We start from the raw sequence: 18,461 nt of genomic DNA, 5'->3' as shown, positions 1-18,461 counted from the left end.
GAGCCGCATGTCGATTCAGCCCCGCGCCCCTAGGACGTTGCGCCCCCGTCGGCCGACATGACTCCGCGCTCGATTGCCCGTCCGAAATTCGCGAGCCCCCGTCTCTCCCCCCTCCTAGCCTCAGGAGCATGATGAACGCCTCCTCGCCCCGCCCCGGCTGCTCGCCGCCGGTGCGGCCACCGTCAGCGTCGTGCTGTGGGCCTCCGCCTTCGTGTCGATCCGCAGTGCGGGTGACGCGTACTCGCCGGGCGCACTGGCGCTCGGACGGCTGCTGGCCGGGGCGCTGGCGCTCGGGGTGTTCTGCGTCGTACGGCGGGAAGGCCGGCCGCCGAGGTCGGCGTGGCGTGGGATCGCGATATCCGGGCTGCTGTGGTTCGGCTTCTACATGGTCGTCCTGAACTGGGGCGAGCAGCAGGTGGACGCCGGCACCGCGGCCCTGGTGGTGAACGTCGGCCCGTTGCTCATCGCCCTGCTCGGCGCCCGGCTGCTCGGCGATCCGATGCCGCCGCGGCTGCTGGCGGGGATGGCCGTGTCGTTCGGCGGCGCGGTGACGGTGGGGCTGTCGATGTCGGGCGGGGACGGTTCCTCGCTGCTGGGCGTGGTGCTGTGCCTGCTCGCGGCGGTGGCGTACGCCGCCGGTGTGGTCGCCCAGAAGCCCGCCCTCGCTCGCGCGAGCGCGCTCCAGGTGACGGCCTTCGGGTGTCTGGTCGGAGCCGTGGTGTGTCTGCCGTTCGCCGGGCAGTTGGTGCGCGAGGCCGCCGACGCACCGCTCTCCGCGACGCTCAACATGGTGTATCTGGGCGTCTTTCCGACCGCGCTGGCCTTCACGACCTGGGCCTACGCCCTCGCCCGGACGACCGCGAGCCGGATGGGCGCGACCACGTACGCCGTTCCCGCGCTGGTCGTGCTGATGTCCTGGCTGGCGCTCGGCGAGGTGCCGGGGCCGCTCACCCTGGCGGGCGGTGTGCTGTGTCTGGCGGGTGTGGCGGTGTCGCGGTCCAGGCCGCGCGCCCGGACGTCCCGGGCCACGGCAGCGGAGCCGCGGCCCGAGAGCGTCTCCTGAGCGCCTCGTCGGAAACACGAACAGCCGACCGCCTCGTCGGAACACGACAGCCGACCGCCGCGCCCGAACACGAACAGCCGGCCGCCGCGTCAGAACACGACCAGCGCCCGTCCGCCCTTTCCGGCCAGCATGTTCTCGAACGCGGCCGGGATTCCGTCGAGTCCGATCCGTTCCGTCACCAGCGTGCCCAGGTCCAGTCGGCCCGCCCGTACGTGCTCGGCGAGCACGGGGAGGTCCCGGGCCGGGTCGGAGTTGCCGTACACACAGCCGGACAGGGTCCTGCCCCAGTGGAAGATCTCCAGGGCGTTGAAGGTGACCTGCTGGTCCTTGCCGCCGATGCCGACCACGGTCGTCCGGCCGCCGCGGCGGGTGGCATCCCAGGCGGCCCGGATGCTGACCGCGCGGCCCACGCACTCCACGGAGACGTCGACGCCCTGCTTGCCGGTGAGGGCGCGGATCTCCCTGGGCGTGTTCTCGGAGGCCACGACGAAGTCGGTGGCGCCGGCCGCGCGGGCCAGTTCCTCCTTGGCCGGAGAGACGTCGACCGCGACGATCCGCGCGGCGCCCGCGATCCGGGCCGCCTGGAGGGTGGCGAGGCCGACCCCGCCCACGCCGAACACCGCGACCGTCTCGCCCGGCCGGACCCGCGCCGAGTGGTGGACGGCGCCGTAGCCGGTGAGGACGGCACAGCCGAGGAGGGCGGCGTCCACGAGCGGTACGCCCTCCGGCAGCGGCAGCACGCAGGAGGCGGCGACCACCGTCTCCTCGGCGAACGCGGCGACGTTGAGGCCGGGGTGGAGGTCGGTGCCGTCGACGGTGCGGGCGTAGACGTCGGCGGCGCCGGCCAGCGCATTGGCGCACAGCCAGACCTCGCCGAGCGAGCAGGCGTGGCAACTGCCGCACGAGGGAGCCCAGTTCAGGACGACCTGGGAGCCTGGGGACACATGGGTGACCCCTTCGCCCACGGCGACGACGGTGCCCGCGCCCTCGTGCCCGAGCACGGCCGGGACCGGCACCCGCATGGTGCCGTCGGACAGCGACAGGTCGGAGTGGCAGACCCCGGCGGCGGCCAGGCGGACCCGGACCTGTCCGGGGCCCGGGTCGGGCAGCTCGACCTCGGTGATCTCCAGCGGGGCACCGATGGCGGGCAGGACGCAGGCACGTACGGCCATGACTCGGAACTCCCTTAGAACTGGAGGGACTTGGTCTGGAGGTACTCCGCGAGTCCATGCGCGCCGAGTTCCCGGCCCACACCGGACTGCTTGTAACCGCCGAAGGGGGCGGAGGGGTTGAAGCGGCCGCCGTTGATGTCGACCTGGCCGGTGTCCATGCGGCGGGCGAAGGCCACCGCCTCCGCCTCGTCGCCGGCCCAGACGGCGCCCGCGAGGCCGTACACCGTGCCATTGGCGATGCGCAGGGCGTCCTCCTCGTCCGCGTAGCGGAGAATCGTGAGGACCGGGCCGAAGATCTCCTCCTGCGCGATCGTCATCTCGGGGGTGACGTCCGCGAACACGGTGGGGCTGACGAAGTAGCCGGTCTCGCGCGGGGATTCGGCGCCGCCCGCCACCAGACGCGCGCCCTCGGCGAGGCCCTGCTCGATGTAACCGCGCACCCGGGCCCGCTGCTTGGCGCTGACGACCGGGCCGATGCGGTCGCCGTACTTGGCGGCGGCCGCCGCGGCGAGCTCCACCGCCTCCTCGTACCGGTCGGTGTGCACCAGCATGCGGGTCCAGGCACTGCACGTCTGGCCGGAGTTGGACATGACGTTGGCGACGCCGACGTTCACCGCCTTGGCCAGGTCGGCACTGGGCAGGATGACGTTGGCGGACTTGCCGCCGAGTTCGAGGGCGACCTTCTTGACAGCGGCGCCCGCCACCGCGCCGATCTTCCGGCCGACCGCCGTGGAGCCGGTGAAGGAGACCAGGTCGACGTCCGGGTGCTCGGCCAGGGCCTGTCCGGCGACCGGGCCGAGGCCGGTGACCAGGTTGAACACGCCCGCGGGTACGCCCGCTTCATGGACCGCCTCCGCGAAGAGCTGGGCGGTGAGCGGGGTGTCCTCGGCCGGCTTCAGCACGATGGTGCAGCCCGCGGCGAGGGCCGGGGCGACCTTGGCGACGATCTGGTGCAGGGGGTAGTTCCAGGGGGTGATCGCGCCGACCACACCCACGGGTTCGTGGTGGACGGTCGAGTTGCCGACCTTCTCCTCGAAGGCGTGGGTCGCGGCGAGTTCGGCGTAGGAGCCCGCGACCGCGATCGGCACGCCCGCGTGGACCGTCTGCGAGAACGGGAGCGGTGCGCCCAGCTCCGCGCTGACCGTCTCGGCGATCTCGTCCTTGCGGGCCACGAGCAGGTCCCGCAGGGCGGTCAGCCGTGCGGCCCGCTCGGCCGGCGGGGTCGCGGCCCAGGCCGGGAGGGCGGCGCGGGCGGCCCGTACGGCGGTGTCGACGTCCTCGGCGGTACCGGCCGGGACCCGGCCGATGACCTGCTCGTCGACCGGGTTCACGACCTCGATCACGTCCTGGCCGGCGGCGGGGCGCCAGGCGCCGTCGATGTACAGGCCGTCGTGTGACTTCATGCTGCTTCCTCCCGGCGGGGCTGCGTCGTCAGACTCACAAACTAGCGACGTTAGTTTTTCTGCGCCAGACGTGACCGGACGCTCCTGGGATATCAGAAGTCGACCCGAGCCCCTTCGTCCACCCGGCCCACCGACTCCTGACCGAAGGCCTTCTCATAGGCCCGCCGGATCTCCTCGATGCTCCGGTCGTTCGCGTCGGCCCGCCCCACCGGATACAGCAGGACCAGTTCGTACGACCGCTCGCGCTCGATCGTGCCGTGCGCGTCCCGCCACTGCCCGCGCACGTCCCGCACGGTCAGCCCGTCCGGGAAGTCCGGGGTGACCTCCTTGTCCACGAAGGCCATGAACTGCCGGTCGGTGACGGCCGGGCCGCCGTCCGGGCGCGCGGTGCCGAACAGGAGCCGGGTCTCGATGTACGGCTTTCCGCGCGCCGGAGCGTGGGCAGCGGCGCCGGCGAGGGTGGCGTGGGCGGTCGGGGCGGCGGCCAGCAGAAGGCCGGCCGTGGTGAGGGCGGCGGTGGTGAGGGCCGCCCGGGTGGGGGTGAGGCGCTTGCGCATGCCCCATCCCTAGTGGGCCCACTCCTCCAGGTCGGGCAGCCGCGCCGGGGAAGGGCAGATGCGTTCGCCGTGCTGGTCGAAGACGAAGAGATGGGCGATGTCGACGAGGAGGGGGACCTGCATGCCGTGGCGGAGCCGGATGTCGGGGGTGGTGCGCACCACCAGGTCGCCGGGCTGCCGGCCCTCCGCGGGCACCGGTCCGGACTCGGCGTCCGCCGGGTCCTCCAGGACCACCACCGGCCCGGCGCGCAGCGCACCGGCCCGCTCCCTGAGCCGCTCCAGCACCGTCGGGCCCTCACGACGGCGGCGCCGCGAGGGGCGTACGGCCGGGCGCGGGGCCTCCAACTCCGGTACGACGGCCGGGCGGGAACCGGTGTTGAAGTGGACGAGGACCTCGTGCCCCTGGAACTCCACGTGCTCCACCAGCCCGCTGATGGGCACCTCGCCGGGCCGGGCGGAGGCGGGCTTGGCGATGCGGACGGCCTCCGAACGCAGACCCACGATCACCTCGCGGCCCTGCTGCACCCGCAGCAACCGGTGGTCCGTGCTGAGCGGTTCGGGCAGCCGCAGGGCCTGCTTGCCGAGGCTGATCGTCATCGCCCCGTCCAGCGGCGCACGCACGAGTCCCCGCAGCAGATTGATGCGCGGGATGCCGATGAAGGCGGCGACGAAGACATTGCGCGGGAGCGCGTACACCGTGCGGGGGTCGCCGACCTGCTGAAGCACTCCGCCGCGCAGTACGGCGACCCGGTCGCCGAGCGACATGGCCTCGGCCTGGTCGTGGGTGACGTACACCGTGGTGACCCCCAACTCGCGGGTGAGCTGGGATATCTCGGCCCTGAGATGGTTGCGGAGCTTGGCGTCGATGTTGGACAGTGGCTCGTCCATCAGGAAGGCGGAGGGGTGGCGGGCAATGGCCCGGCCCATGGCGACCCGCTGGCGTTCGCCGCCGGAGAGCTGGCTGGGGTAGCGGTCGAGGAGGTCCTCGATGCCGAGCAGCCGGGCGGTGGCGTCCACCCGGGGGCGCGGGTCCGCGCCGGGGGCCTCGATGCGCAGCGGGAAGCCGATGTTGTCCCGGCCGGTCATGCTGGGGTAGAGGGCGAAGTTCTGGAAGACCATCGCGATGTCCCGGGCGGACGGCTGCAGATCGTTGGCGTACTCGCCGTCCAGCAGCAGTTCGCCCTCGTCCATCTCCTCCAGTCCGGCGATCATGCGCAGGACGGTGGACTTGCCGCAGCCGGAGGGTCCGAGCAGGACGAGGAACTCCCCCGGCGCGATGTCCAGCGACAGCCGGTCCACGACGCGGACGCCTCGCGTGTAGGACTTGCTCACATCGTGCAGGGAGATGGCGCGTGTCATGGCTGCTGCCCCCGGGGGCTGTCCAGAGCGCTGGTGCGGGTGCTCCGTGGTGGAAGGCCTCGCGCGGGTCGAACGGGGCCTGTGAGTCACGGAAGTTAACGGAATGTGCGCGGCCGGGGGAAGACATCCGTCCGAATACCCGGATTACGCCAGGTGGGGAGGGAAACGGACGGCGTGATTCAGCGGGTGCGGGGCGTCGTGTGCGGGTCACGGGCGCGGCGCCGGAGCCTGAACCAGGCCGCCCCGCCGACCGCGGCCAGTCCCACGGCGGCGGAACCCGCGACCGGGCTGAAGGGGTTGCCGCGGGCCGGTCCTGAGCCGTCGGCGGGCGAGCCGCCCTGCGGACCGCCGTTGCCGCCCCCGGGCCCGCCGCCCGGCCCGCCGCTGCCGCCACCCGGTGTGCCGCTCGGGCTGCTGCCGGTAGCGCCGCCGGGCTCGTTCGGGCAGTCGACCTTGAAGACCTTGCGCCCGCCCGCTCCCTTGCCCTGGGCGACGGTCCAGGTCAGCTTGTACTGCGCGGCGGGCAGCAGCAGATTGTCGGAGGTTCCGGCACCGTCGTCGAGTGCCAGGGAACTGGAGAGGGTGACGGCCCCCCGCCTCGCGGGCTGCGGCTCGATCGTCCAGTCGATCCCCTCGGCCTCGTCGAAGTCGACCGCGTCGAGGTAGAGGCTGCAGGCCTTCGGGCCGTCGAGGTACGTGGCGACGGCCGTGCCCAGCACATGGATCTCGATGTCCCCGTCGTCATCGGGAGCGGCGTCGGCCGGCGCGCCGAGGAGGACGGTTCCCGCGACGGTGAGCGCCGTCCATGCGGCCGCTCTGCCGGGCAGGGACGAAGTCGACATGGCCGGCCCTCCGTCAGATGCTTTTCATACGCCTCTCGTCATCTGACTCCCTTTCACATCCGCCCCGCGCCACACGGGAACGGCGCCGCGTGCCCCCTCGGACATCACCCCGCCGGCTCAAGGACGTCGGGTCACGACATCACGGTGAGTTCGACCGGCACTCCGTTGAGGACCGCGTTGCCCGACAGCGGATCCAGCAGGCTGCCGTCGAGGAGCTGGTTGACGTTGACTCCGGGTGCCAGGACCGCGTGGTTCATCCGGGTGCCGGGACGGTCGTGGCCCCAGCCGTGCGGCAGGCTCACCACGCCGGGCCGGACGCCGTCGGTGACCTCGGCGGGGGCCACCACTTCTCCCCCGGCCCCCTTCACCCGTACGTCCGCCCCGTCGCGCACTCCCAGGCGGTCCGCGTCCTCGGGGTGGATGTGCAGGGTGCAGCGGTTGGTGCCGCCGGTGAGGGCGGGCACGTTGTGCATCCAGCTGTTGTTGGAGCGCAGATGGCGGCGGCCGACGAGGACGAGCCCGTCGGGGCGCTGGGCCAGCGCCTCCCGCAGCCGGGGCAGGTCGTCCGCGATCGGCTGCGGCAGCAGCTCCACCTTGCCGCTCCTGGTCTTCAGCGGCTGCGGCAGCCGCGGGCCCAGCGGGCCGAGGTCGATGCCGTGCGGGTGGTCGAGCAGCTGTCGCAGCGTCAGCCCGTCGGGCCGTACACCGAAGCCGTCGCCGTAGGGGCCCAGGCGCAGCATCATGTCGAGCCGGCGCTCGGGACCGGTCTCGCCGGTGAGCCGCGCGGCCAGCTCCTTCGGGTCCCGGCCGTGCACGGGAGAGTGCTCCTCGCGCACCGCCTTGCCGAGGGTCTGGTCGATCACCATGGCGTCGACGGCCGACGGGTCGGCGCCGTGCTTCCCCAAGCTCTCGGCTTCGCTCGAGCAGGGGAGACCCCAATCGCTCGCGGCCAGGATCAGCCGGGCCAGGATCTCGGACTCGGCCATCCGGCCGGGCTCCAGCGGGACGGCGGCGCGGGTGTAGCGGACCTGGTTGCGCACGGCGAGGGTGTTGAAGGCGAAGTCGTGGTGCGGGCTCTGCGAGGGCGGCGGCGGGGGCAGCACGACGTGGGCGTGCCGCGAGGTCTCGTTCAGATACGGGTCGACGCTGACCATGAAGTCGAGGGAGTCCAGGGCCTTGTCGAGCCGGTTGCCGTCCGGGGCGGAGAGCACGGGGTTGGCGGCGATGGAGATCAAGGCGCGGACCGGCTCGCCCTCCTCGGTGGCGGTGTCGATCTCCTCGGCGAGCGCGGAGAGCGGCAGCTCGCCCTTGGCCTCGGGGTGCCGGCGCACCCGGGAGTGCCAGCGGCCGAGGGCGAAGCCGTGGCCGGGTCCGGCGGGCCGGGGGGTCCTGTCGGTGGCGGCCTGCGGGAAGAGGGCGCCGCCGGGCCGGTCGAGGTTGCCGGTGAGGATGTTGAGGACGTCGACGAGCCAGCTGGCGAGGGTGCCGTGCGGGACCGTGCAGCTGCCTATGCGGGCGTACACGGCGGCGGTGGGGGCGGCGGCGAGTTCACGGGCGAGGGCGCGAATCGTGTCCGCGTCGACGTCACAGGCCTCCGCAGCGGCCTGCGGGGTGAAGTCCCGCATCACCTGCCGGAGTTCGTCCAGCCCCTGCACATGCGGGGCGAGCTCGCCGAGCTCGACGAGTCCTTCCTCGAAGAGCACGTGCGCCATCGCCGCGAGCAGCAGCGCGTCGGTGCCGGGTCGGATCGCGAGGTGCCGGTCGGCGAGTTTGGCGGTGCGGGTGCGGCGCGGGTCGATGACGGTGAGGGTGCCGCCGCGGGCCCTGAGCGCCTTGAGCTTGCCGGGGAAGTCGGGGGCGGTGCACAGACTCCCGTTGGACTCCAGGGGGTTGGCGCCGATGAGGAGCAGATGGTCGGTGTGGTCCAGGTCGGGCACGGGGATGGCGTTGGCGTCGCCGTACAGGAGCCCGCTGGAGACGTGCTTGGGCATCTGGTCGACCGTGGAGGCGGTGAACAGGCTGCGGGTGCGCAGGGCGCCGAGCAGGACCGTCGGGTAGAGGGCGCCGGCCATGGTGTGCACATTGGGGTTGCCCAGGACGATGCCGACCGCGTCGGGCCCGTACCGCTCGACGACCGGCCGCAGGCCCGCGGCCACCGCGTCGAAGGCCTCCTCCCAGGTGGCCTCGCGCAGTTCGCCGTCCTTGCGGACGAGGGGTGCGCGCAGCCGGTCCGGGTCGGCGTCGACGGCGCCGAAGGAGGCGCCCTTGGGGCAGATGAACCCCTTGCTGAAGACGTCGTCGCGGTCGCCGCGGGCGCCGGTGACACGGGTGCCCTCGATGGTGAGGGTCAGCCCGCAGGTGGCCTCGCACAGGGGGCAGATTCGCAGGGCGGTGCGGGACACGGGTCCTCCCGGGTGGCGGCGGCGCGGGTGCGGTGGCGCACGGACAGGCCGAGCATACCGACCGGTATGCCCAATGGGGAGGCCTCTCGGGAAGGGGTCCGGAAAGGGACGGTTCAGTCCAGCACGCGCGCGAGATAGGCCCGCAGCAGCTCCCGGGTCTCCGCGATGATCGCCTCGTCGCCCTGCGGGTCCACCCGGAAGGCCAGGTGGACCAGCGTGTCGGCGGTCTCCACGGCGACCAGGAAGGTGCGGCGCAGATCGTCGTCGGGGGTGCGGCCGAGGTAGCCGGAGAGCAGTTCGGTGAGGCGGTCGGCGACACGGTGGTTGGGCTCGGTGTGCCGGGCGCCGACCGGGATCTGGTTGCCGAAGTCGACGAGGGAGAAGCCGGGTGCGGTGCGCTTCATGGCCAGGTACTCGTCGAGCACGGCGTCCATGGCCGCCTGCCAGTCACCGCTCCCCCCGTCCCCGAGCCGCTCGGTGACGCGCTCGGTGTACCGCTCCAGGTTGCGCTGGGCGAGCGCGTCGGCCATCTGCCGTTTGTTGCCGAAGAAGCGGTAGACCGAGCCGATGGGCACACCGGCGCGCAGCGCCACGGCCCGGGTGCTCAGGGCGTCGTAGCCGACCTCGTCGAGGAGGTCGGCGCAGGCGTCGAGGATCCTGGTCAGCCGTTCGGCACTGCGCCGCTGGACGGGCGCTCGGCGAAGCGATGTCGCATGGGGCACGGGCTTCATGATGCCTTTCCGCCGGGGTCCGGTGAACCTCGCCCCTGAGTACGGAGGAAGGTGGCCGTTGCACTCATCGCGCCGGCGTGCCCGTCGCACCGCTCGTGGTCGGCGTCGCTTCCGTCTCCTTCGCCTCGGCATTCGCCGTCACGGTCGCCGTCGCGGTCCCCGCTTCCGCCCCCGTCTCCGCCCCCGACGCCGTGATGTCGGCCGTGCTCTCCACCGGCTTGCCGCGCACGGCCCACACCGTGCCGTCGTCCGCGTACAGGCGGGCCGTGACGTGATGGGTGCCGTGCGGGACGAAACGGGGGGCGAGGCGGTACTCGGGGGCGCGCAGCCGGGTGACCAGGCCGCCGTCCACGAAGAGGTACGCGAGGCCGCGTCCGGCCGTCGGCCTGGCCTTCGCGCCGACCGGTGAGAAGCGGAAGTTGCGGACGGTCAGCCGGACGTGCCAGTTGCCGGCGGCGTCGGGGGCCACCTCGACGCCGACGTCGGGCGCCCCTTTCTTGTCGACCTCGCGATAGTGCCGCCCTTGGCCGTCCGTCGCGTCGAGGACTTTGCCCACCGGTGAGGGCGACCCCCCGTCCTTGCGTTCGTGCGCCTCGCCCGTTCCGCAACCCGTCGTCGGGACCAGCAGCAGGACGCAGACCGCGAGGGCGGCCCGAAATCCACGCGTCCATGACATGCCGGGGAGACTAGAACACCGTTCGGGCCACCGGATCCCCCTGAGGTCTGGTTCCGGTCCGTCCCGAGGTGGAGGACCAAGACCCTCTTGCGCCGGCGAAACCGCAATCCTACGGTGTTGCATAGGAATCTGGTTCGCAAGGGAGCGATCATGAGCGGGGACGCACGGAAGACCGCCGAGGGACTGGCCTACCTCTCCGGATTCGGCAACGAGCACGCCTCGGAGGCGGTGCCGGGCGCCCTGCCTCAGGGCCGCAACTCGCCACAGCGGGCACCGCTCGGGCTGTACGCGGAACAGCTCAGCGGTACGGCCTTCACCGAGCCCAGGGCGAACAACCGCCGCTCCTGGCTGTACCGCATCCACCCCTCGGCCGCACACCCCGCGTTCACCCGCACCGACAACGGCACGCTCCGCACGGGCCCCTTCGCCGAGACCGCGCCGGACCCCAACCGCCTGCGCTGGAACCCGCTGCCCGAGCCGCCGGCCGGCACGGACTTCCTCGCGGGCCTGTGGACCCTGGGCGGCAACGGCGACGCGACCCAGCGCGCCGGCATGGCCGTGCACCTGTTCCACGCCAACACCTCGATGGAGCGCGTCTTCAGCAACGCCGACGGGGAGCTGCTGATCGTCCCGGAGCGCGGCGGGCTGCTGCTGCACACGGAGTTCGGGCTGCTGCACGCGGAGCCCGGGGATGTGGCACTGATCCCGCGCGGGGTGCGCTTCCGGGTGGAACTCCTCGACCACTCGACTCGGGGCTATGTGTGCGAGAACTACGGCGCGGCCTTCCGGCTGCCCGACCTCGGCCCGATCGGCGCCAACGGGCTCGCCAACGCCCGGGACTTCCGGGCGCCGGTGGCCGCCTACGAGGACGTCGAGGGCCCGGTGGAGGTGGTGAACAAGTTCTGCGGCAACCTCTGGACGGCCACGTACGACCACTCGCCGCTCGACGTGGTCGCCTGGCACGGGAACTATGTCCCGTACGTCTACGACCTGCGCCGTTTCAATGTGATCGGCACGATCTCGTACGACCACCCCGACCCGTCGATCTTCACGGTCCTCACCTCCCCGTCCGACACCCCGGGCCTGGCCGGAGTCGACTTCGTGGTCTTCGCGCCGCGCTGGCTGGTGGGCGAGGACACGTTCCGGCCGCCGTACTTCCACCGGAACGTGATGAGCGAGTACATGGGGCTCATCGAGGGCGCGTACGACGCCAAGGCCGAGGGTTTCGTCCCGGGCGGGGGCTCGCTGCACAACATGATGTCGGCGCACGGACCGGACCGGGAGACCTTCGACCGGGCGAGCGCGGCCGAGCTGCGGCCGCAGAAGGTCGACGACGGGCTCGCGTTCATGTTCGAGACGCGCTGGCCGGTGACGCTCACGCCCCACGCGGCCCGCGCGGACCACCTCCAGCAGCGGTACGACGACGTGTGGCAGGGCCTTGAGCGGCACTTCCGCCCCTTGCACTGAAGATTCACTCCCGGTACGGATGACCCCGTGACCTCCTTCGCTCCGGACTCGATCGTCCTGAACCGCAAGCTGCCGCTCTGGTATCAGGTGTCGCAGTCGCTGCGCGCCTCGATACTCGGCCGCTCACCCCGGGACCCGCTGCGTCTGCCCACGGAGGAGCAGCTGGCGGAGCACTACGGCGTCAGTGTGCTGACCATGCGGCAGGCGCTGAAGGAGCTTGAGGACGAGGGGCTGATCAGCCGGCACCGGCGGCGCGGCACGTTCATCGAGCCCGGTGTCCGGCGGGGCGCACCCGTGCGTCTGCTGGGCTCGGTGGACGCGATCGTGGCCCAGCAGTCCGGTATGACGACCGAGCTGCTGGACCACGGAACGGGGCCCGTGCCGGCCGAACTCGCCGAGTACTTCCCGGATCTGGCCGAGGTGGCGTCGTACCACCGGCTGCGCAGCGACGAGAAGACCGGCGAGCCGACCAACCACGCGCGCAACCACGTCCGTCCCGAACTGGCCGCGCGCATCGACCTGGACGACCTGGTCCGCTGGCCGATGACCAAGGTGCTGCGGGATGTCGTCGGGGCGGACATCAGCCGCATCACGGACACGGTCGAGGCCCGCCTGGCCGACCCGGACACCGCGCGGCTGCTCCAAGTCCCGCTGCTCAGCCCGATCCTGCACTACACGGGTGTGACGTACGACGCCGACGGCCGTGTCCTCGACGTGGCGGTGATCCACTACCGGGGGGACCGCTTCTCCTTCACGGTGACCTTGGACGCCACCTGACCCGCCCCGGACCGGCAGGTCGTACGATGCCCAGCGTGACGCACGACGACGCTCCGCTGCTCGCGGACCTCATGCCGTGGTCCGTCGCACCTCTGCGGCCGGGCCGCGCCTGGCCGACGGCGCCCGACGCGGCCTGTCTGAAGGCCCGCTGGGACGCCCTGCTCAAGGCCGAGGGCCCCGACCGGGAGGCCCTGTTCGAGCCCACGCGCTCACGCACGCTGCACTCGGCGGTGGGTCAGCTGCCGGGACAGTCCAGCGGCACGGGGAAGCTGGTGCGCGCGTCGGGGCCGTGCCCGGAGCCGGTGCGCGTCCTGGCGGCCCCCTTCGACGAGCAGTGGCTGATCCCGGACCACCGGCTGCTGGACACGGCCCGCCCGGAGCTGTGGCGGGTGGCGGACGAGCACCAGGTGTTCGCCGTGGAATCGCCCGCCGACACCCCGGGCCCGCCGCTGCTGGCGACGTCGCTGCTGCCCGTCCTGCGCCCCGGCCGCATCCGCCCGCTGTACCGCCGCCCCGGCGGCACGGAACCCAATCTGGCGCCGGGCCTGCTGGAGCACCTGGGTTCCCGGCTGGGCCTGTCCCCCACCCCGCTGGACGTCCTCGCGTGGGTCATGGCGGCGGTACGCCCGGACCTCACGGTCCCCCTCACCGAGGACGCGGAACTCTGGTCGCGGGGCGTGGAGTCGGGCCGTCGGCTGCTCTGGCTGATGCGGCGGCAGGGCGAGCGCCCCAAACTCCCCGGCGGCCGCCGCCCCTACGTCCGCGCGCCGCTCCCCTCCCTCCCCCTCACCCTGCACTACGACCGCGACGAGGAGACCCTCCACCTCGACGAGGGCCGTATCTCCCCCGTGCCGCCCGAGGCCTGGGACTTCGAGGTGGCCGGGGTCCGGGTCCTGGAGCAGTGGTTCACCATCCGCACCACGCCCGCCGAGCCGGGCACCCTGACCGCGATCCGCCCGACGTCCTGGCCGCAGCCGTGGACCTCGGAACTGCTGGAGCTCATCACGGTCCTGGCACTACTGGCGGAACACCACTCCCCACAGGCCGAGCAGCCGCGCATGACGGCCCCGCTCACAGCCACGTCGCTGCACAAGGCCGGCATACTCCCGCCCCCGGAGCCCTCCCGCAGACCCGCCTCGGTCCTGGACCACCACGAAGAGGGCCCGGAGGGCCAGTTCGCCCTGCTCTAGCTGCCGGTACCCGCACGGCGGGCACTGAGCACCAGGTCACATGCGGTGGACGACTGCTGACAAAGGCCGTGCGCCCGAGTCATGATCCACCCCATGGACCGACTCCCCCTGCCCCTGGAGGGCATCACCGTCGTCGCCGTCGAGCAGGCCGTGGCCGCGCCCTTCGCGACCCGGCAGCTCGCCGACCTGGGCGCCCGCGTCATCAAGGTCGAGCGGATCGACGGCGGCGACTTCGCGCGCGGCTACGACACCGCCGCCGGCGGTCTCGCCTCGCACTTCGTGTGGTGCAACCGGGGCAAGGAGTCCATCGCCCTCGACCTCAAGGACCCGCGCGGTCTGGACGCCGTACGGCGGCTGGTCGCGGACGCGGACGTGTTCGTGCAGAACCTCGCCCAGGGGGCCGCCGCCCGGCTCGGGCTCGACGCGGCCACGCTGTGCGCCGCGCACCCGCGGCTGGTCGCCGTGGACATCTCGGGGTACGGGGCGTCCGGGCCGTACGCGGACAAACGGGCCTACGACATGCTCGTGCAGTGCGAGGCGGGGCTGGTGTCGGTGACCGGGACGCCGGAGCAACCGGTCAAGGCGGGAATCCCGGCGGCGGACATCGCGGCGGCCATGTACGCCTTCTCCGGTGTGCTGGCCGCGCTGGTGCGGCGCGGGACGACCGGGCGGGGCGGGCCGGTCGAGGTGTCGATGCTGGAGTCCCTCGCCGAGTGGATGGGCCACCCCCTGCACCATGCGATGCACGGGGGAACTCCCCCGGCGCGCACCGGCCTCGCGCACGCCGTCATCGCGCCGTACGACGCCTATGAGACGGGGGACGGCGGGCGGGTGCTGCTGTCGGTGCAGAACGACCGGGAGTGGCGGCGGCTGGCCGAGCAGGTCATGGGGCGGCCCGAGCTGGGGACGGACCCGGCGTTCGCAACGAACGCGGCGCGGGTCGAGAACCGGCGGCGCACCGATGAGCTGGTCGGCAAGGCGCTGGGCGCGCTGGAGGCCGACGAGGCGCTGGCCCGGCTGGAGGGCGCGGGCATCGCGTGCGCGCGCCTGAGGGATCTGCACGAGCTGGCGGAGCATCCGCAGCTGGCGGCCCGGGAGCGGTGGCGGCAGGTGGGATCGCCGGTGGGGCCGCTGCGTGCGCTGCTGCCCCCCATCACCATGCCGGGCGGGGACGACGCACGGATGGGGGACGTGCCCGCGCTCGGTCAGCACACCGAGGCGCTGCTGCGTGCCGTGGGGATGACGGACGACCGGATCGCAGCCCTGCGCCGGGACGGTGTGGCGGCCTGAGCGCGGGCCCTCAGTGCCTGTTGCCGCCGAACAGCGAGCGACGCAGCCGACGCAGCGGCGCGAACAGGGAGACGTGGCGCATCCGCGTGCCCCGGTCACTGCGCTTGGCGGGCTCACGCGCGGTCAGCTCACGCATCAGCGAGGTCGCCTCGGCCGTCTTCTGCTGCGGTATGGCGGGACCCGCCAGCACCGACAGATGGCGGTCGAGGCGCGAACTGGTCGCGCTGCTCCCGCAGGTGATCGCAGGGACCCTCGCCCTGCTGCGCACTGTTATCTGCTCCATGTCACTCCCCACCCGTACGAGTCCACCCGGCCCGGGCAGGGTAACCCTATCGCCCCAACCGGGCACGCGTGTATCGCGGTCACAGGATTCACCTTCCCCGTAAAGGGGTTGACGATTACTCTCCGAATCCAACTGATTTCAGGGCGAGTTGGACAACCGGCTGAGTTGTGGGCCGAGCTGACCCTCCGTCGGGTTCGACGGTCACTGCGAGTGACGTAGAGGATCTGCCGAGGCCGGCCGCCACCAAGGGCGTGTCACCCTCGAAGAGCCCGAGGGAGCGCGGTTGCGCATGGGGGCGCATGAGCCAGAGCTGATGCACGTGTCCGCTGGGCAGCTCTCCGTATCCGCTGAGCGTGACGACGGCCCGCCCCTCGGATGCGGAGGCGATCACTCCGATACTTCGGCCCCGCGCGTCCTTGCTGCTGGTCGCGCGGGCGTCGGAGGCTGCCAGAACGTGGGCGATCTCACGCGCCTGGGCCCGCTCGGCGTCGAGCCGGCCCTGGGTCCGGTCTGCCTGGACGGCGAACAGCCCGGCGACGACGAGGGCCGCCGCGGCCGTCGCCGTGGCGAACGGAACGAAGAGGGGGCGCGCCCTGGGCGTACGGGTGCGTGCCGGCGGGGGCTGCGTGCCCCAGACGTGCGGCGGCAGTTGGGGGGTGCGCTCGCGCGCGGGGCCCGGCTCCTGCCGGGTCGTGCGTACGGCGGCCAGCACCCGGTCGCGCATCGCGGCCGGCGGCGGGGCGGCCGTGGACCAGGCGAGGCGCACGGCGTCCTCGGACAGCGCCCGTACCTCGGCGGCACAGCGGCCGCAGTCCGCGAGGTGTTTCTCGAAGCGGCGCCGCTCTCCGGGTTCGAGCGCGTCCAGCGCATAGGGGGCGGCGAGCGAGTGCAGGTCCTCGCGGTGGAAGAGCTTGCCGAGGACACTCATGCGACACCTCCCAGGCACTTGCGCAGCTGGGTGAGTCCGTCGCGCATACGGGTCTTGACCGTGCCCAGCGGCAGGGAGAGCCGCTCGGCCACCTCACGGTACGTATAGCCGTCGTAGTAGGCGAGGGTGACGGACTGACGCTGGAGCGCGGTGAGCCGGTCCAGGCAGCGGCGCACCCACTCGCGCTCCAGTCCGGCCTCGACCTCCTCGGTCACCTGGTCGAAGGCGGGGGACCCCGCGCGCATCGCCTCGCGCTGCTCCCGCTCGCCCGCGGCACGGGCGCTGCGCACCCGGTCGACCGCGCGCCGGTGGGCGAGGGTGAGGACCCAGGACAGGGCGCTGCCCCGGCCGGGGTCGAACCGGGCGGCGGAGCGCCAGAGTTCGAGCAGCACCTCCTGCGCCACCTCCTCCGACTGGGCGGGGTCGCGCACCACACGCCGTACGAGCCCGAACACCGGCCCGGACACCAGTGCGTACAGGTCCTCGAATGCCTTCTGGTCGCCGCCTGCCACGAGCACCAGCAGCTCGTCAGCCTCCACTCGGGCCCCCTCTCCCCCGCCGCACCCGGACCGTCCTTTCACACCAGGGATTCGCAACGAACGCACCTCCGGATGGGGTACGGATGAGCGGGCCCAAAACGCGGGTCGGACCGGAAGAAAAGATTTTTTGCGTCGGACCAATCCGATCCGGCTGCCCGCTCCGTATACCCGTCCGTCAAGCAAGTTGGGACTGAGGACGGACGGCATGACACCTCTATTCTCCAGGAGCGGCACGGGACGCAAGGGCCTTGTCACGCTCATCTGTGGTGCGCTGGCCGCCGGGGGGCTCGCAGCCGCCGGCGTGGCCACGCTGGAACCGGGGGCGGCCTCCGCCTCCTCCCACAGGGAGGCCCCGCTCATCTCGGGCACCCCGCAGTACGACAACACGGACCTGTACGCGTTCGTCAGCCCGGACAAGCCGGACACGACGACGATCGTGGCGAACTGGATCCCGTTCGAGGAGCCGGCCGGCGGTCCGAACTTCTACACGTTCGCGGACGACGCCCAGTACGACATCCACATCGACAACAACGGTGACGCGCAGGGCGAGTTGCTCTTCCGCTACACCTTCAAGACGCACACCAAGAACAAGAACACCTTCCTCTACAACACGGGCCCGGTCACCAGCCTCGACGACCCGGACCTCAACATCACGCAGACGTACGACATCGACCTGGTCAAGCTGAAGAACCAGCACGTGGTGTCGAAGACCAGGCTCGCGGACAACGTGCCGGTGGCGCCGTCGAACGTCGGCAAGGCGTCGATGCCGGACTACGGCAAGCTGCGCTCGCAGGCCATCTACAAGACGGCGGGCGGTGCCGCGACCTTCGCCGGCCAGGCCGACGACCCCTTCTTCGCGGACCTGCGGGTCTTCGACCTGCTCTACGGCGGCAACCTCACCGAGGTCGGCCGGGACACGCTCAAGGGCTACAACGTCAACACGATCGCCCTCCAGGTCCCCAACGACCTGATCCGCGAGTCGTCGAAGCAGCCGATCGTCGGCATCTGGTCGACGACGCAGCGCAGGAACGCGCAGGGCTACTACTCGCAGGTCTCGCGCCTCGGCAACCCGCTGGTGAACGAGGTCGTCAACCCGCAGAAGGACAAGGACAAGTTCAACGCGTCCGCGCCCTGGGACGACGCGCAGTTCCTGAAGAACGTGACCAACCCCGAGCTGCCGAAGCTCATCGAGGCGATCTACAAGATCAAGGCGCCGGCCGAGCCGCGCAACGACCTGGTCGATGTGTTCCTCAAGGGCGTCAAGGGCCTCAACCAGCCCCCGTATGTGAAGCCCTCGGAGGAACTGCGCCTGAACACCTCCATCACGCCGAGCATGCACCCCAAGCGCCTGGGCGTCCTCGACGGCGACAACGCGGGCTTCCCCAACGGCCGCCGGCTGACGGACGACGTGATCGACGCCTCCCTGCAGGTGGTCGAGGGTGAACTGGTCGGCTCCAAGAACGACCTGGGTGACGCGGTCGACAAGAACGACAAGAAGTTCGAGAAGTACTTCCCGTACGTGGCCCAGCCGACCTCCGGTTCGCGCGGTGCGCTCGCCAAGGGCACGACCAGCGGCACGGACGTGAAGAGCCAGCTCGGCGACGCGCTGCAGCCGGCGGGTTCGGCGTCCGGCGGCTCTGACAACACGATGCTGATCGCCGCCTCGGCGGCCTCGGGCGCGGCCGGGATCCTGCTGATCGGCACCGCCCTCGCGTGGTGGCGCCGTCGTATGCAGCGCCCGTACTGATCGATCCGCACCCCACCGACTGGCGCGGCCCGCGC

Annotated in this window: 17 protein-coding genes; 6 read left to right on the top strand and 11 right to left on the bottom strand. The window is 72.1% G+C overall.

Annotated features, from left to right (window positions below; all coding sequences use genetic code 11):
• The first annotated feature begins 157 nt into the window (after positions 1-157).
• The gene (locus tag AB0I54_RS16175) at positions 158-1,063 is read left to right on the top strand and encodes a DMT family transporter (protein WP_363296944.1); all 906 of its coding nucleotides are present in this window, start codon (positions 158-160) and stop codon (positions 1,061-1,063) included.
• A gap of 89 nt (positions 1,064-1,152) precedes the next feature.
• Here AB0I54_RS16175 and AB0I54_RS16170 read toward each other — a convergent pair whose 3' ends face one another.
• From AB0I54_RS16170 to AB0I54_RS16135, 8 genes are all read right to left on the bottom strand, one after another.
• The gene (locus tag AB0I54_RS16170) at positions 1,153-2,235 is read right to left on the bottom strand and encodes a zinc-binding dehydrogenase (protein ID WP_363296625.1); all 1,083 of its coding nucleotides are present in this window, start codon (positions 2,233-2,235) and stop codon (positions 1,153-1,155) included.
• A 14-nt stretch (positions 2,236-2,249) separates the two neighbouring features.
• Positions 2,250-3,638, bottom strand: coding sequence for an aldehyde dehydrogenase family protein (locus AB0I54_RS16165; RefSeq protein ID WP_363296624.1), 1,389 nt, complete (start codon positions 3,636-3,638; stop codon positions 2,250-2,252).
• 92 nt (positions 3,639-3,730) lie between these two features.
• On the bottom strand, positions 3,731-4,195 hold the full coding sequence (locus AB0I54_RS16160) for a DUF3574 domain-containing protein (RefSeq protein ID WP_363296623.1): 465 nt from the start codon (positions 4,193-4,195) through the stop codon (positions 3,731-3,733).
• Between the two features lie 9 nt (positions 4,196-4,204).
• Positions 4,205-5,554, bottom strand: a complete 1,350-nt coding sequence (locus AB0I54_RS16155; protein WP_363296622.1) for an ABC transporter ATP-binding protein — start codon at positions 5,552-5,554, stop codon at positions 4,205-4,207.
• A gap of 179 nt (positions 5,555-5,733) precedes the next feature.
• Positions 5,734-6,396 (bottom strand): hypothetical protein, encoded by a 663-nt coding sequence (locus AB0I54_RS16150; protein WP_363296621.1) that lies wholly within the window; start codon positions 6,394-6,396, stop codon positions 5,734-5,736.
• Positions 6,397-6,527: 131 nt separating this feature from the next.
• Positions 6,528-8,798, bottom strand: a complete 2,271-nt coding sequence (locus AB0I54_RS16145) for a molybdopterin oxidoreductase family protein (RefSeq protein WP_363296620.1) — start codon at positions 8,796-8,798, stop codon at positions 6,528-6,530.
• Positions 8,799-8,911: 113 nt separating this feature from the next.
• Complete coding sequence (locus tag AB0I54_RS16140) at positions 8,912-9,529, bottom strand: TetR/AcrR family transcriptional regulator (protein WP_363296619.1); 618 nt, start codon at positions 9,527-9,529, stop codon at positions 8,912-8,914.
• A 64-nt stretch (positions 9,530-9,593) separates the two neighbouring features.
• Complete coding sequence (locus tag AB0I54_RS16135; RefSeq protein ID WP_363296618.1) at positions 9,594-10,205, bottom strand: hypothetical protein; 612 nt, start codon at positions 10,203-10,205, stop codon at positions 9,594-9,596.
• A gap of 150 nt (positions 10,206-10,355) precedes the next feature.
• On the opposite strand from AB0I54_RS16135, the gene hmgA reads away from it, so the two are divergent.
• The 4 genes from hmgA (at position 10,356) to AB0I54_RS16115 (ending at position 14,929) form a co-directional block, all read left to right on the top strand.
• Entirely contained in the window at positions 10,356-11,672 is a 1,317-nt protein-coding gene (gene hmgA / locus AB0I54_RS16130; RefSeq protein ID WP_363296617.1) for a homogentisate 1,2-dioxygenase, read from the top strand.
• A 27-nt stretch (positions 11,673-11,699) separates the two neighbouring features.
• Complete coding sequence (locus AB0I54_RS16125; RefSeq protein ID WP_363296616.1) at positions 11,700-12,449, top strand: GntR family transcriptional regulator; 750 nt, start codon at positions 11,700-11,702, stop codon at positions 12,447-12,449.
• Positions 12,450-12,475: 26 nt separating this feature from the next.
• Positions 12,476-13,639, top strand: a complete 1,164-nt coding sequence (locus AB0I54_RS16120; RefSeq protein WP_363296615.1) for a type ISP restriction/modification enzyme — start codon at positions 12,476-12,478, stop codon at positions 13,637-13,639.
• An 81-nt stretch (positions 13,640-13,720) separates the two neighbouring features.
• Positions 13,721-14,929: a CaiB/BaiF CoA-transferase family protein gene (locus AB0I54_RS16115; protein ID WP_363296614.1), complete on the top strand. Its 1,209-nt coding sequence runs from the start codon at positions 13,721-13,723 to the stop codon at positions 14,927-14,929.
• A gap of 10 nt (positions 14,930-14,939) precedes the next feature.
• On the opposite strand, the gene AB0I54_RS16110 is transcribed toward AB0I54_RS16115, so the two are convergent.
• The 3 genes from AB0I54_RS16110 to AB0I54_RS16100 all read right to left on the bottom strand — a co-directional run bounded on the left by AB0I54_RS16110 (position 14,940) and on the right by AB0I54_RS16100 (position 16,679).
• Positions 14,940-15,212, bottom strand: coding sequence for a hypothetical protein (locus tag AB0I54_RS16110; RefSeq protein ID WP_363296613.1), 273 nt, complete (start codon positions 15,210-15,212; stop codon positions 14,940-14,942).
• A 115-nt stretch (positions 15,213-15,327) separates the two neighbouring features.
• A complete protein-coding gene (locus AB0I54_RS16105) occupies positions 15,328-16,140 on the bottom strand; it encodes an anti-sigma factor (RefSeq protein WP_363296612.1) in 813 nt (270 codons plus the stop codon).
• Positions 16,137-16,679: a sigma-70 family RNA polymerase sigma factor gene (locus AB0I54_RS16100; RefSeq protein ID WP_363296611.1), complete on the bottom strand. Its 543-nt coding sequence runs from the start codon at positions 16,677-16,679 to the stop codon at positions 16,137-16,139. Before AB0I54_RS16100 ends, AB0I54_RS16105 begins: the two co-directional genes overlap by 4 nt.
• A 205-nt stretch (positions 16,680-16,884) precedes the next feature.
• Between AB0I54_RS16100 and AB0I54_RS16095 the strand changes: the two genes are divergently transcribed.
• Positions 16,885-18,426 carry a DUF4331 domain-containing protein gene (locus tag AB0I54_RS16095; RefSeq protein WP_363296610.1) on the top strand — a complete coding sequence of 514 codons (1,542 nt, stop codon included), beginning with the start codon at positions 16,885-16,887 and terminating at the stop codon, positions 18,424-18,426.
• Positions 18,427-18,461 lie beyond the last annotated feature (35 nt).

This window comes from Streptomyces sp. NPDC050625 (assembly GCF_040654755.1).
Taxonomy (GTDB): Bacteria; Actinomycetota; Actinomycetes; order Streptomycetales; family Streptomycetaceae; genus Streptomyces.
The sequence above is the reverse complement of the archived record's forward strand: the minus strand, read 5'-3'. Positions and strand labels throughout refer to the sequence as shown.

Bases quoted from the DNA above. Each gene is read 5' to 3' on its own strand.
- hmgA (WP_363296617.1), top strand. From the start codon at position 10,356: ATGAGCGGGGACGCACGGAAGACCGCCGAGGGACTGGCCTACCTCTCC.
- AB0I54_RS16095 (WP_363296610.1), top strand. From the start codon at position 16,885: ATGACACCTCTATTCTCCAGGAGCGGCACGGGACGCAAGGGCCTTGTC.
- AB0I54_RS16120 (WP_363296615.1), top strand. From the start codon at position 12,476: ATGCCCAGCGTGACGCACGACGACGCTCCGCTGCTCGCGGACCTCATG.
- AB0I54_RS16155 (WP_363296622.1), bottom strand. From the start codon at position 5,554: ATGACACGCGCCATCTCCCTGCACGATGTGAGCAAGTCCTACACGCGA.
- AB0I54_RS16135 (WP_363296618.1), bottom strand. From the start codon at position 10,205: ATGTCATGGACGCGTGGATTTCGGGCCGCCCTCGCGGTCTGCGTCCTG.
- AB0I54_RS16115 (WP_363296614.1), top strand. From the start codon at position 13,721: ATGATCCACCCCATGGACCGACTCCCCCTGCCCCTGGAGGGCATCACC.
- AB0I54_RS16150 (WP_363296621.1), bottom strand. From the start codon at position 6,396: ATGTCGACTTCGTCCCTGCCCGGCAGAGCGGCCGCATGGACGGCGCTC.
- AB0I54_RS16165 (WP_363296624.1), bottom strand. From the start codon at position 3,638: ATGAAGTCACACGACGGCCTGTACATCGACGGCGCCTGGCGCCCCGCC.
- AB0I54_RS16140 (WP_363296619.1), bottom strand. From the start codon at position 9,529: ATGAAGCCCGTGCCCCATGCGACATCGCTTCGCCGAGCGCCCGTCCAG.
- AB0I54_RS16110 (WP_363296613.1), bottom strand. From the start codon at position 15,212: ATGGAGCAGATAACAGTGCGCAGCAGGGCGAGGGTCCCTGCGATCACC.
- AB0I54_RS16160 (WP_363296623.1), bottom strand. From the start codon at position 4,195: ATGCGCAAGCGCCTCACCCCCACCCGGGCGGCCCTCACCACCGCCGCC.
- AB0I54_RS16170 (WP_363296625.1), bottom strand. From the start codon at position 2,235: ATGGCCGTACGTGCCTGCGTCCTGCCCGCCATCGGTGCCCCGCTGGAG.
- AB0I54_RS16105 (WP_363296612.1), bottom strand. From the start codon at position 16,140: ATGAGTGTCCTCGGCAAGCTCTTCCACCGCGAGGACCTGCACTCGCTC.